The sequence below is a fragment of the Parahaemophilus parainfluenzae genome, from assembly GCF_001053575.1.
GTDB classification, from domain to species: Bacteria; Pseudomonadota; Gammaproteobacteria; order Enterobacterales; family Pasteurellaceae; genus Haemophilus_D; species Haemophilus_D parainfluenzae_S.
On record NZ_JVSL01000041.1, the window covers coordinates 86524 to 100705 of the forward strand.

Sequence of the window (14182 nt, forward strand, 5' to 3'; positions counted from 1 at the left end):
CACATCTTACCGTGTTAATTACATCACTAAGCGACGTAAGTCAGCTAATACGCCATTGATATAGCTTAAGAAACGAGCACCATCAGCACCATCGATCACGCGGTGGTCAAAAGATAATGATAATGGAAGCATTAAGCGTGGCTCAAATTCTTTACCATTCCAAACTGGTTGCATTTCTGATTTAGACACACCTAAGATAGCCACTTCAGGTGCATTTACAATTGGTGTAAAGTGAGTTGTACCAATACCGCCTAAGCTTGAAATGGTGAAACAACCACCTTGCATATCAGAACCTGAAAGTTTACCGTCACGTGCTTTTTTGGAGATTTCCATTAATTCACGAGAGAGTTCGATAATACCTTTTTTGTTCACGTTTTTAAATACAGGTACAACAAGACCGTTTGGTGTATCTACCGCTACGCCAATGTTGATGTATTTTTTAAGTGTTAATTTTTGACCGTCTTCAGAAATAGAGCTATTGAAACGTGGGAACGCTTCTAATGCTTTCGCTACTGCTTTCATAATGAACACAACTGGTGTAATTTTTACATCCAATTTTTGTTTTTCAACAATCTTGTTCTGTTCTTTACGGAATGCTTCTAAATCTGTGATATCTGTGCGATCGAAGTGAGTAACATGTGGAATCATTACCCAGTTACGATGTAAGTTTGCACCAGAGATTTTGTTGATACGGCTTAATTCAACTTCTTCCACTTCACCAAATTTGCTGAAGTCAACTTTCGGCCATGGTAATAAACCTAAGCCCGCACCGTTTGCCACACCATTACCCGCTGCTGCAGAAGATACAGTGCCTGTTTCAAACGCTTTAACAGCGGTTTTCACATAAGCTTGGATATCTTCTTTTACTACGCGACCTTTACGACCGGTGCCTTTTACGCGATCAAGGTTAATGCCGTATTCACGCGCTAAACGACGAATCACTGGAGTTGCATGCGCATAGCCTGCGCTTGCGACAACTTGTTCTTGGCTTAAGCCAGATACATTACCTGATTGTGCTGCCGGCGCTGCTGCAGGTGCTGCTTGAGGAGCAGGAGCTACTGCAGCTGGAGCCGCTGCAGGAGCAGGTGCTGCACCCGCCACTTCAAATTTCATAATTAATGAACCAGTTGAAACTTTATCACCTGATTTCACTAAAATTTCTTTTACCACACCCGCGAATGGAGCTGGCACTTCCATTGAGGCTTTATCGCCTTCAACGGTGATTAAAGATTGCTCTTCAGAAACGCTGTCACCAACGGCAACCATGATTTCAGTTACGTTAACTTCATCGCCACCGATATCAGGCACATTCACTTCTTTAATCGCTGAAGCTGTCGGTGCTGCTGCAGGTGCCGAAGCTTGTTGAGCAGGCGCTGCGGCTGGTGCTACACCTGCCACTTCAAATTTCATGATTAATTTGCCAGTAACAACTTTATCGCCCACATTGATTAAAATTTCTTTTACGACACCAGCAACAGGAGCAGGCACTTCCATTGACGCCTTATCACCTTCAACATTGATGATTGATTGGTCAACTTCAACAGTATCACCGACTTTCACCATAATATCTGTCACGTTTACTTCGTCTGAACCGATATCGGGTACATTGACTTCAACTACACTTGCAGCTGCTGGTGCGGCTGCCGGCGCAGGTGCTGCTGGAGCAGGCGCTGCCGCATCCGCTGACTCTAATACAAGCATTGGTGTGCCAGTTGTGACTTTATCACCCACTTTTACTAATACTTCTTTTACCACACCGGCTTCTGGTGCAGGTACTTCCATTGAAGCTTTATCACCTTCAACATTAATAATACTTTGATCAGCGGTAATGGTATCACCTACTTTCACCATCACTTCTGTTACGGTAACTTCATCACTACCGATATCAGGAATTTGAATTTGTTTTGACATGTTATCTTACCTTTAAAAAACGCAGTTAAAATCAACCGCACTTTATTTGTAGATGCTCCTGTGCGTTTTAGCGCACAGGATATTGTTTATTAAGCGTAAAGCGGATTTAAAATTTCAGTTTTTAAACCAAATTTCGCGATTGCATCAGCCACCACTTTCGCATCAAATTTGCCTTGTTTTGCAAGCTCATGTAATGCTGCAACCACAACATAACGCGCATCCACTTCAAAGTGTTCACGTAAGTTTTCACGGCTGTCTGAACGACCGAAACCATCAGTACCTAATACGTGATAGCTTTGTGCTGGAATGAATGCACGAACTTGTTCTGCGAACAATTTCATGTAGTCAGTAGCCGCTACAGCTGGTGCATCGTTCATGACTTGTGCAATGTAAGGTACGCGTGGTGTTTCTGTTGGGTGTAACATATTCCAACGTACTGCATCCGCACCTTCACGAGCTACTTCAGTGAATGAAGGCACACTATATACATCTGAGCTTACGCCATATTCATTTGCAAGAATTTGTGCTGCTTCACGAACGTGACGGAAGATTGCACCAGAACCTAATAATTGAACATGACCTTTGTTGCCTTTCGATTCAACGGTTTCAAATTTATAAAGACCTTTACGAATACCTTCTTCTGCACCTTTTGGCATTGCTGGTTGTTCGTAAGTTTCATTTAATGTGGTGATGTAGTAGAACACATCTTCTTGTTTTTCACCGTACATACGGTTGATACCGTCTTGTAGGATAACTGCCACTTCATAAACGTAAGCTGGGTCATAAGATACACAGTTAGGAATAACAAGAGATTGAATATGGCTATGACCATCTTCGTGTTGTAAACCTTCACCATTTAATGTTGTACGGCCAGAAGTACCACCGATCATGAAACCACGTGCTAATTGGTCACCTGCTGCCCACATTAAGTCACCCACACGTTGGAAACCAAACATTGAGTAGTAGATGAAGAATGGAATCATCGGAAGGTTATTTACAGAGTATGAGTTCGCTGCCGCTAACCAAGATGATGCAGCACCTAATTCATTGATACCTTCTTGTAATACTTGACCATCTTTCGCTTCACGGTAGTACGCCACTAAGTCACGGTCTGAAGGCACATAGTTTTGACCATGTGGGTTGTAAATACCGATTTGACGGAATAAACCTTCCATACCGAAAGTACGCGCTTCGTCAGCGATAATTGGCACAATTTGTTTACCAATATTTTTATCTTTCAATAAGGTATTTAAGAAACGTACAAATGCCATTGTGGTTGAAATTGGACGAGCTTGTTCTTCCAATAATGGGGCAAATTCTTCTAATGCTGGCACTTTAAATTCAGTGGTGAATTTTGGTAAACGTTTTGGTAAGTAACCGTTTAACGCTTTACGTCTGCCGTGAAGATAATTGTACTCTTCTGAACCTTCTGGGAAGGTGATGTATGGATAGTTAGGAATATCTTCATCTTTAATATCCAATTGGAAATGATCACGGAAAGATTTTAAGCTTTCGAGAGACATTTTTTTAGATTGGTGCGCAGTGTTTTTACTTTCTGCTTCAGGAATTTTATAACCTTTAACCATGTGCGCTAAGATCACAACAGGTTTACCAGCAGTTTGCGCTTTATGGAATGCAGCATAAAGTTTTTCTGAATCGTGACCACCTCGTCTTAATGCCCAGATTTCATCATCTGTCATATCTGCTACTAATGCAGCGGTTTCTGGATAACGACCGAAGAAGTGTTCACGAACGTATGCACCATTCTTAGACTTGAAGGTTAAATAGTCACCGTCAAGTACTTCCATCATTAATTGGGTTAATTTGCCAGTAGTATCTTTTGCAAATAATTTATCCCAGCCACTACCCCACATAACTTTAATGACTTCCCAACCAGCACCAGCAAATAAACCTTCTAATTCTTGAACGATTTTACCGTTACCCGTTACAGGACCATCTAAACGTTGCAAGTTACAGCTTACTACAAAGATTAAGTTATCTAAGCCTTCACGTGCTGCGAATGTTAAATCACCTTTTGCTTCGATTTCGTCCATCTCACCGTCACCAAGGAAAGCATACACTTTTTGATCTTTAGTGTCTTTTAAACCACGATTATCTAAGTATTTTAAGAAACGAGCTGTACGGATTGCATTTACTGGACCTAAACCCATCGATACTGTGGAGAATTGCCAGAATTCAGGCATTAATTTCGGGTGTGGGTAAGAAGAAAGACCTTTACCTGGTTCACATTCCTGACGGAAATTATTCATTTGATCTTCAGTAATACGACCTTCAATGAATGCACGAGCATACATACCTGGTGCCGCGTGGCCTTGGAAGAAGACTAAGTCACCGCCGTTTTTATCTGTAGCAGCTTTGAAGAAGTGGTTAAAACAGACTTCATACATGCTTGCTGCAGATTGATAAGTTGAAATATGACCACCTAATTCAAGATCTTTTTTCTGGCCACGTAATACCGCCATGATCGCATTCCAACGTACAGCACTACGAATACGACGCTCAATAGCTTTATCACCTGGGTATGCAGGCTGTTCAGAAACAGGGATGGTATTAACATAAGGGGTTGTTACGCCACCTTTTGCAATGTTCACACCACCATTACGTGCCTGATCAATCACTTGATTGATGATGTAATGCGCACGCTCTGCGCCTTCTGCACGAATTAATGAATCAACAGCTGACAACCAATCTTGTGTTTCAATTGGGTCAATATCGTTTACTAAGGTATCTGACATAGTCTTTCCTTATTTTACTGAGTGAAAATGAAGTTTGGTCATGACCAAACACGAAAATCAAGCTTGTTAATCAATGTTACAAACATTTAACAAATCTTGTAAATTTTAGAAGATTTTTTGCAAGAAAGATAGTAGATTTTCACTGTTCTCATGCATTTCTTCGTGTTATTGCAATACTCTTCATTAAAAGTGCGGTCATTTTTAAAGGATTTTTGAGTTTAAATTAAAGCATACTTTATATATTGCATTCTCTACCCGCTTTGATCTAAAGTGTTCGCATGCTTTTGAGCTTTTTAGAGGACAAAATATGAACACGACAACTCGCCCAATCTTTTCTCATAAACGAATAGCGCTCGTTGCACATGACAGCTGTAAACAAAATCTGCTCAATTGGGTAAAGAAACACAAAGAAGCACTCGCTCCCCATCAACTTTATGCGACGGGTACAACTGGCCATCTATTAGAAAGAGAAACGGGACTCAAAATAGCCTCGCTATTAAGTGGCCCTATGGGCGGCGATCAGCAACTTGGCGGACTGATTGCTGAGAAAAAAATTGATATGATGATTTTCTTTTGGGATCCGATGAACGCGGCACCACATGATCCAGATGTAAAAGCCCTTATGCGTATTGCAACTGTTTGGAATATTCCTGTAGCAATTAATCAAAGCACTGCTGATTTTCTTTTAACATCAAGCTTATTTGATCAAGAAATCAATATTGATATCCCCGATTATGAAGGATATTTAAAAGCACGTTTAAGTTAACCAAATAAAAAGGAGATAAATTACTTTATCTCCTTTCTGTTTATTTACTCGTAAATTACTTACCCTGCATTGCCGCGCTCATGATTAACATAAACAGCACGCCTTGCACCTGCTCTTCAGGAATCACTTGACCATTAAGCTTAAGTTCGCCTTTTTCAAGTACTAAGGCAAGTGTCACATTTTTATCGTTATTCACCACAATATTTTGTGCTGCTGCTTGTTTGGCTTGCTCTTCAATTTTCTCTTTAATCAAAGCTTTATCTTCTTCTGGAGCAAATTGTGTCATGATTTTTTCTGCTGTCGCTTTATCTACATGAATATGCACAGCAAAATCCGTAAATTGTTTATATAAATTTCCTTTCATTAAATCAAATTTTGGATCTTTCGCTAATGCCACATTGAGATCTAATGACACTTTACCTTGATTGTCTGAAATTGATACTGGGTTGAGTTTAAGTTGAGGCTGATTATTAAAAATAGCCATACCATGCTCTTCAACCCATGAACTTAAGATTTCAGATACCACTTCATCATTCACATTTTTATCATCTCTAACAGACTTAAATACCGTGAAAACAGCTTCAATCAAGGCATTTGCTGCGTTTGCTTCAATATGATTTAATTCACTATTGTTAGTTAACTTCCCTAACTCTTTTCCATCTAAAACAAATGAATCTACTGCACTCTCACTTTTTAAGTTTACAAAATCACCATTAAGTGAAATATCAGATGTTGCTTTTAAACCTTTTTCAATAATAGACGTTGTTTTCCCAGCATAATCCGTGCTCGTCATTTCGAAGCTTTCAGTTAAAGAAGAGCCTTTTCCTGTATAAATATAAGCCCATTTTGTTGGATTAAATGAAGCGTCCAATTTCATGCCCTTCATCTTCATTTTTACCGATTTAACTGCAGTAGCGTACTGGCTATTTTCCCCATCTGCACTACTAGGGCCTAAATCAGCAGTCACTTCGTCTAAGGTCATGTCATATTTACCTGCTCGATCTTTATCTACATCAAAACCAATGTTGATATTTGACCATGCGATCTTATTTTGTGGAGAATTTGGATCCGTCATTTCCCCTGCCGCTAATTCAACTTTACCTTTTGTTGCTAAGCTATAGCTAGTCGAAGCTTGATATTGAACAGGCTTATCTGATTTAAGAAAATCAAATAGCGGCTGAGTTGTTTCATTTTTAGCAATCACACCTTGTGCAGAAAACATTGTTGGTACAAAGTTGAATTTTTCTAGCTGATTAAGCGGAAATGGACCGTGATAAAGCTTGGTTGATAGTGGAATGGTAAATACTTGTCCTTCTTTTGGTAAAGAAATAACTACTTCATCTTCCACTTGAGAAGTAAAGAAACTGCGATCAAATTGCTTATTTTTATAAACAAGATTCACTGAATCTGACAAACCTAAACTTTGGAATTTTTGGTTTGCTAACTCAATTTGACGTAAATATTCAGTTTGTGCTTTTTCGCCAGTAAACCACGCACCACCGAGGCCTACAACACCAAGGGCAACAATGATACTTAATGCTACGGTTGATTTTTTCATTTTGATTCCTTTGTTAATTAATAGTTGATTAAAATTGCTGGCAATTTATCACAAATCACAACTTTTTTCTTATTTTTAAAAAATAATTTTATACCCCCCCCTTGAACTTCTCATCTCTGGACTTATTTTGTAAAACAAGAACGGAAATGACCGCACTTTAAAAGGAAGAAAAAATTTTAAATCTTGCCTCTTGAAATGCGAAAAAGTATCCACATCTTATTCATCGTAATAGTTTACAACGAATTTAAAATTTAATTAGGAGTAACAACATGGGAAAAATTATTGGTATTGACTTAGGTACAACAAACTCTTGTGTCGCTGTAATGGATGGTGATAAACCACGCGTAATTGAAAACGCAGAAGGCGATCGTACTACCCCGTCAATTATCGCTTATACAAATGATAACGAAATTTTAGTGGGTCAACCGGCAAAACGCCAAGCGGTGACCAACCCGAAAAATACATTATTCGCAATCAAACGTTTAATTGGTCGTCGTTTTGATGATGCTGAAGTAAAACGTGATATCGACATTATGCCATTTGAAATCACCAAAGCAGACAATGGTGATGCATGGGTAAATGTAAAAGGTGACAAACTTGCACCGCCACAAATTTCTGCAGAAGTATTGAAAAAAATGAAGAAAACTGCAGAAGACTTCTTAGGTGAGCCAGTGACTGAAGCAGTAATCACTGTTCCTGCATACTTTAACGACGCTCAACGTCAAGCAACAAAAGATGCAGGTCGTATCGCAGGCTTAGAAGTTAAACGTATTATCAACGAACCTACAGCTGCAGCATTAGCTTACGGTTTAGATAAAGGTCAAGGCAACAAAACTATCGCTGTTTATGACTTAGGTGGTGGTACATTCGACTTATCTATCATCGAAATTGATGAAGTAGGTGGCGAAAAAACCTTCGAAGTATTAGCAACCAATGGTGATACTCACTTAGGTGGTGAAGACTTCGATAACCGTGTTATCAACTACTTAGTGGATGAGTTCAAAAAAGAACAAGGCGTTGACTTACGTAACGACCCACTTGCAATGCAACGTTTAAAAGAAGCAGGTGAAAAAGCGAAAATTGAACTTTCTTCTGCACAACAAACTGATGTGAACTTACCTTACATCACTGCAGATGCAACAGGTCCTAAACATTTAAACATTAAATTAACTCGTGCTAAATTAGAATCTTTAGTAGAAGATTTAGTGGCGAAATCACTTGAACCTGTAAAAGTTGCATTAAACGATGCTGGCTTAAGTGCATCACAAATTGATGATGTTATCTTAGTGGGCGGTCAGACCCGTATGCCATTAGTACAACAAAAAGTAGAAGAATTCTTCGGTAAAGCACCTCGTAAAGATGTGAACCCTGATGAAGCCGTTGCTATCGGTGCAGCAGTTCAAGGTGGTGTATTAGCGGGTGATGTAACTGATGTATTATTGTTAGACGTAACGCCGTTATCTTTAGGTATCGAAACCATGGGTGGCGTGATGACTACCTTAATTGAGAAAAACACGACGATTCCAACTAAAAAATCGCAAGTATTCTCAACAGCAGAAGATAACCAAAGTGCAGTAACCATTCACGTGTTACAAGGTGAACGTAAACAAGCATCAGCGAATAAATCTTTAGGCCAATTCAACCTTGAAGGCATCAACCCTGCTCCACGCGGTATGCCACAAATTGAAGTAACCTTTGATATCGACGCTGACGGTATTATCCATGTTTCTGCGAAAGATAAAGGTACAGGTAAAGAACAACAAATCACCATCAAAGCCTCTTCAGGTTTAAGTGATGAAGAAATTCAACAAATGGTTCGTGATGCAGAAGCAAACGCTGAAGCAGACCGTAAATTTGAAGAATTAGTACAAGCTCGCAACCAAGCAGATCACCTTGTACACAGCACACGTAAACAATTAGAAGAAGCCGGTGACAAAGTTCCAGCTGAAGATCGTGCAGCAATTGAAAGTGCATTAAGCGATTTAGAAACAGCTGCGAAAGGTGAAGATAAAGCGGCTATCGAAGCTAAACTTCAAGCGCTTGCAGAAGTTGCTCAAAAACTTGTTCAAGTGGCTCAACAGCAAGCTGATGCACAACAAGCTCAAAGCAACAGCAAACCAAATGATGATGTTGTTGATGCTGAGTTTGAAGAAGTGAAAGACAACAAATAATTTCACTTTAACCTAAATCAAAGGGCGTAGCGATACGCCCTTTTGGCATATTCATTAAATGTCGTTTTTCCTGACTTTATTTAAAAAAGTGAAGTCTGGAAAAATAAACCTGGAGGATAAATGGCGTTAAAACTCTACCCAATCGTTCAACAACGCTTAAATAACAACATAGCAAATAAGATAATCTCACCCCTTTGGCAAAACAATCTTGATAAACTACCACAAGGTCACTGTTGTTATGGCATCTATTTTAATTATGCTACGAATCACCTAGCAGACTATGATTTTGCGATTGCAAGTGAAGTAATATTAGAGACAGATATTCCGGTGATTGAAATTGAAGATTTGAGTTTCTACGAAGTTTTTCGTTGCAAAGTAGATGAAATTTATCAAACATGGCAACTAATCTGGAAAAAAGAACAACAAGGTTTACTTAAGCGGGCTTATTCGGTGGATTTTGAAAAATACCACTCTGATGGTTTGGTAGAAATTTATATCGCTGTTGTACCACATTGCTAAGCTCAAAGTGCGTAAAATTTTATAAAAAACGACCGCACTTTACCCCAAAACAAACACAACAAAGGAAAAAACAATGAAATTCGAAACGAAATGCCTCCATGCTGGCTATACCCCTAAAAACGGTGAGCCACGTGTTCAACCAATCGTACAAAGCACCACTTATACTTACGATTCTGCAGAAGAAATTGGCAAGTTATTTGATTTACAAGCAGCCGGTTATTTCTATACTCGCCTAGCAAACCCAACAACAAATGCTGCGGAAGAAAAAATCACGGCACTTGAAGGTGGCGTGGCAACAATGTGTACGGCTTCTGGTCAATCTGCGGTTTTCTATGCGATGTTGAATATTTTAGAAGCAGGCGATCATTTTATTTCCTCTTCTTATGTGTATGGCGGTACTTACAATTTATTTGCCCATACATTCAAAAAAATGGGTATCGAAGTGACTTTTGTGGATCAAGATTTACCGCTTGAAGAACTCAAAAAAGCGATTCGTCCAAATACAAAAGCCGTTTTTGCTGAAACCATTGCAAACCCTGCTTTACGCGTGTTGGATATTGAAAAATTCGCCGCCTTAGCAAAAGCTGCAGAAGCGCCATTATTAATTGATAATACCTTTGCTACCCCCTATTTTTGTCGTCCAATCGAATTTGGTGCAAATGTGGTCATTCACAGCACATCTAAATATTTAGATGGTCATGCTATTGCCTTAGGTGGCTCAATTACTGATGGCGGTAACTTTAATTGGAATAACGGCAAATATCCGCAATTAAGCACGCCAGACCAAACTTATCATGGTTTGGTTTACACAGAAACCTTTGGCCCCGCAGCTTATATTGTCAAAGCACGCGTGCAATTAATGCGTGATTTAGGTGCTACACCAGCTCCTCAAAATAGTTTCTTATTGAATGTAGGCATGGAAACCCTCGCGCTTCGCATGCAACGTCATTATGAAAATGCACAAGCTGTAGCCGAGTTTTTAGAAAAACATCCGCAAGTCGTTAAAGTGAATTATCCTGGCTTACCAAGTTCGCCAGATTATGCCCTCAAACAAAAATACTTACCGAACGGTTTGTGTGGCGTTATTTCCTTTGAGATTAAAGGTGACAAAGAAACCGCGGCAAAATGGTTAAACGCATTGCAAATGACCTCTCGTGAAGTACACGTAGCCGATATTCGTACTTGTGCATTACATCCAGCGACTTCAACGCACCGCCAATTAATTGAAGCTGAATTAGAAAAAGCGGGGATTTCTGCAGGACTTATTCGCCTTTCTTGCGGTATTGAAAATATTCAAGATATTTTAGCTGACTTAGAGCAAGCATTCGCTGCAGCAAAATAAGTCATAAATTAACGAATTTACCCTTGATATTTCTGACTTCGACATTATTTTTATTCTTAGGTATATTGTTAACGCAATACCATACAATAACAAAATAAAATTTTTTAAATTTATATTTTTAAACGGAAAACGAAAACATTATGGCAAAGAAAGATTATTACGACGTTCTTGGTGTTGAACGTGGCGCAGACGAAAAAGCAATTAAACGTGCTTACAAAAAACTCGCCATGCAATATCACCCTGATAGAACCAAAGGTGATAAAGCCAAAGAAGAAAAATTTAAAGAAATCCAAGAAGCCTATGAAATCCTAGGTGATAAAGAAAAACGTGCCGCTTACGATCAATACGGCCATGCAGCCTTTGAACAAGGCGGCATGGGAGGAGGTGGCTTCGGTGGCGGATTCAGCGGTGCTGATTTCGGTGATATTTTTGGTGATATGTTCGGCGATATCTTCGGTGGTGGCGGACGAGGCCGTCAGCGTGTTGTTCGCGGTGAAGATTTACGTTATGACATCCAAATCACGTTAGAAGAAGCCGTAAAAGGTACAACCAAAGATATCCAGATTAATACCCTTGCTCACTGTGATAGCTGCGATGGTACTGGCGCAGAAAAAGGATCAAAAGTTGAGACATGCCCAAGCTGTCATGGTTCAGGTCGTATTCGTCGCCAACAAGGTTTCTTCGTAACTGAAGCGGTTTGTCCTACTTGTCATGGTTCTGGTAAGAAAATTGAAAAACCATGTAAAAGCTGCCATGGCGAAGGTCGTGTTCACAAGAAGAAAAACCTTTCCGTTAAAATTCCAGCAGGTGTGGATACCGGCAACCAATTACGCTTAAGCGGTGAAGGGGCAGCTGGCGAAAATGGTGCACCAGCAGGTGATTTATATGTGGTTATTCACGTTAAAGAACATCATATCTTTGAACGTGATGGCAATAACCTCTACTGTGAAGTGCCAATCAGTTTCTCAATGGCTGCGTTAGGTGGTGAGATTGAAGTTCCAACCTTAGACGGTAAAGTGAAACTCAAAATCCCTGCTGAAACCCAAACAGGCAAACTCTTCCGTATGCGTGGTAAAGGGGTGAGCTCTACACGTAGCGGCTACGCAGGCGATCTCATTTGTCGCGTAGTGATTGAAACACCGGTGAACTTAAATAAAGAACAAAAAGAATTATTAGAAAAACTGGAAGAAAGTTTGAAAGGACAAAAGTCGCATAGTCCGAAATCTTCAAGCTTTTTAGACGGTGTGAAGAAATTCTTTGATAACTTAGGTAAGTAAGCCTAAACAAAAAGTGCGGTCAATTTTAAAACTGTTTTGAAATTGACCGCACTTTTACTTTATACGACTGAAATCGCTTTTATTTGCACATAAACATCCATGCCTTGAGCGAAATGCAATTCATTAAACGCCCATCTACTGACACTTGCCCAAACTTTATGCCCTTCCACCAACACCGCAATATCAATGCGATTCTCTTGCGGAACGATTTGTACAATTTGTCCACGTAAGATATTACGAATACTCGTTTGTTCTGGCTTGCTGAGAGTGAGTGATACATCGGAACTATAAATACAGACACGCACTTTTTCATTCGCTTGATGATGCACTTCGTTAATCCAAAGCTGTTGTTCACCTAAAGAAAGTGCGGTCATTTTATAGGTTGGATTATGTAAATAGACGGGCAACGCCAACACACTACTCTGCTCTGATTCGCCTTTCCAAGGGGCAAATAACGGACTGTTCCACACATTTTCTAAGGTGTCATAGGCTTTCACTTTGCCATTTTCCATCAGCACCACGCGATCGGCCAAACGTAATAATTCATCTAAACTGTGCGTCACATATAAAATCGGCACATTAATTTCTTTGGATAGACTTTCTAAATATTGCATAAGCTCACGTTTGCGAGGCACATCTAAAGCAGAAAGCGGTTCATCCATCAATAAAATATCAGGATCCGTCAATAAGGCTCGCCCAATCGCCACACGTTGTTTTTCTCCGCCTGATAAAGTCAGCGGATAGCGTTTGAGTAATGGCTCAATACCAAGGAGCTGAACGATATAGTCAAAATCTTCACGGCTGACATGCTTCATGCCATAACGCAAATTACCTTTGACGTTGTAATGCGGAAATAAACGAGCATCTTGGAATACATAACCAATTTTGCGCTGATGCACAGGGAGATTCTCACCGTTCTCCACATCCACCAAAGTGCGGTCATTTAAACGAATAAATCCCTGATCAGGATGAGTCAAGCCACTCACTAAATTAATTAATGAGGTTTTCCCCGAACCTGACAAACCAAAAATAGCCGTCACACCTTGAGTTGGCAATTGCAGATCCGCACGTAAGGTCAGGCGACCTAATTGTTGTTGTACATTAATGTGTAGCATCGCCCTGCCCCAATTTTTTCTGCATCCGTTTGCTCAATGCTTCGGAAAGCAATAAGGAAATTAATGAAAGGATCACCGCAAACAAGCAAAGTCGTGCAGTTTGAGCTTCCGCACCTGGCGTTTGGATAAATGAATACATCGCTAAAGGAATGGTTTGAGTTTCCCCCGCAATATTGGAAACGAAGGTAATGGTTGCCCCGAATTCCCCTAAAGAGCGAGCAAAACCTAATACTAAACCCGCCAATACACCAGGGAGAGAAAGAGGTAATGTGATTGTAAAAAAGACTCGCCAAGGCGAAGCACCAAGCGTTTGTGCAGCTTGTTCTAATTTAAAATCAATGCTTTCTAAGGAAAGACGAATTGCCCGCACAACCAATGGAAATGCCACCACTGCAGAAGCTAATACCGCTCCCTTCCAACTAAAGCCAAAGGATACACCAAACCATTGATATAAATACTTGCCAATGAAACCATTACGCCCCATGGCAACTAATAATAAATAACCAATTACCACTGGCGGTAACACCAAAGGCAGATGAATAACTCCTGTAATCAGTGACTTACCGTAGAATTCCTTACGAGCCAGTAACCAAGCGATAAAAATTGCGAAGGGCAAACTCCAAAGCATAGAACTCAATGCGACACTCATGCTTAAGTGAATCGCATCCCATTCCATCGGGCTTAATTGAAACCAAGAGAGCAAAATATTTCCTTGTGTATATATCGATATGACGAAATTTCTTTAGAGATAACAAAAAGGACAGTTT

The 14182-nt window shown here is 39.9% G+C and carries 10 protein-coding genes; 5 read left to right on the forward strand and 5 right to left on the reverse strand.

Features of this window, described 5'->3' with window-relative positions; genetic code table 11:
• Nucleotides 1-18: 18 nt before the first annotated feature.
• Together aceF and aceE are read right to left on the reverse strand one after the other, a co-directional pair.
• A complete protein-coding gene (gene aceF, locus AC979_RS09835; protein WP_049374026.1) occupies nt 19-1911 on the reverse strand; it encodes a pyruvate dehydrogenase complex dihydrolipoyllysine-residue acetyltransferase in 1893 nt (630 codons plus the stop codon).
• Between the two features lie 89 nt (nt 1912-2000).
• A complete protein-coding gene (gene aceE, locus AC979_RS09840; protein WP_049374027.1) occupies nt 2001-4667 on the reverse strand; it encodes a pyruvate dehydrogenase (acetyl-transferring), homodimeric type in 2667 nt (888 codons plus the stop codon).
• Between the two features lie 307 nt (nt 4668-4974).
• Between aceE and mgsA the strand changes: the two genes are divergently transcribed.
• On the forward strand, nt 4975-5433 hold the full coding sequence (gene mgsA / locus AC979_RS09845) for a methylglyoxal synthase (protein ID WP_049366078.1): 459 nt from the start codon (nt 4975-4977) through the stop codon (nt 5431-5433).
• Between the two features lie 55 nt (nt 5434-5488).
• Here the strand turns inward: mgsA and AC979_RS09850 are convergent, their stop codons facing one another.
• Nucleotides 5489-6991, reverse strand: coding sequence for a YdgA family protein (locus tag AC979_RS09850; RefSeq protein WP_049374028.1), 1503 nt, complete (start codon nt 6989-6991; stop codon nt 5489-5491).
• A 269-nt stretch (nt 6992-7260) separates the two neighbouring features.
• On the opposite strand from AC979_RS09850, the gene dnaK reads away from it, so the two are divergent.
• The 4 genes from dnaK (at nt 7261) to dnaJ (ending at nt 12300) form a co-directional block, all read left to right on the forward strand.
• Entirely contained in the window at nt 7261-9162 is a 1902-nt protein-coding gene (gene dnaK, locus AC979_RS09855) for a molecular chaperone DnaK (protein WP_049374029.1), read from the forward strand.
• Between the two features lie 120 nt (nt 9163-9282).
• Entirely contained in the window at nt 9283-9681 is a 399-nt protein-coding gene (locus AC979_RS09860; RefSeq protein ID WP_049374030.1) for a GyrI-like domain-containing protein, read from the forward strand.
• 73 nt (nt 9682-9754) lie between these two features.
• The gene (locus tag AC979_RS09865) at nt 9755-11023 is read left to right on the forward strand and encodes an O-acetylhomoserine aminocarboxypropyltransferase/cysteine synthase family protein (protein WP_049374031.1); all 1269 of its coding nucleotides are present in this window, start codon (nt 9755-9757) and stop codon (nt 11021-11023) included.
• Between the two features lie 140 nt (nt 11024-11163).
• Nucleotides 11164-12300 (forward strand): molecular chaperone DnaJ, encoded by a 1137-nt coding sequence (gene dnaJ / locus AC979_RS09870; RefSeq protein WP_049370241.1) that lies wholly within the window; start codon nt 11164-11166, stop codon nt 12298-12300.
• Nucleotides 12301-12359: 59 nt separating this feature from the next.
• Here dnaJ and modC read toward each other — a convergent pair whose 3' ends face one another.
• Both modC and modB read right to left on the reverse strand, forming a co-directional pair.
• Nucleotides 12360-13415, reverse strand: coding sequence for a molybdenum ABC transporter ATP-binding protein ModC (gene modC, locus AC979_RS09875; protein WP_049374032.1), 1056 nt, complete (start codon nt 13413-13415; stop codon nt 12360-12362).
• Nucleotides 13402-14118, reverse strand: a complete 717-nt coding sequence (modB, locus tag AC979_RS09880) for a molybdate ABC transporter permease subunit (protein WP_275042249.1) — start codon at nt 14116-14118, stop codon at nt 13402-13404. Before modB ends, modC begins: the two co-directional genes overlap by 14 nt.
• Nucleotides 14119-14182 lie beyond the last annotated feature (64 nt).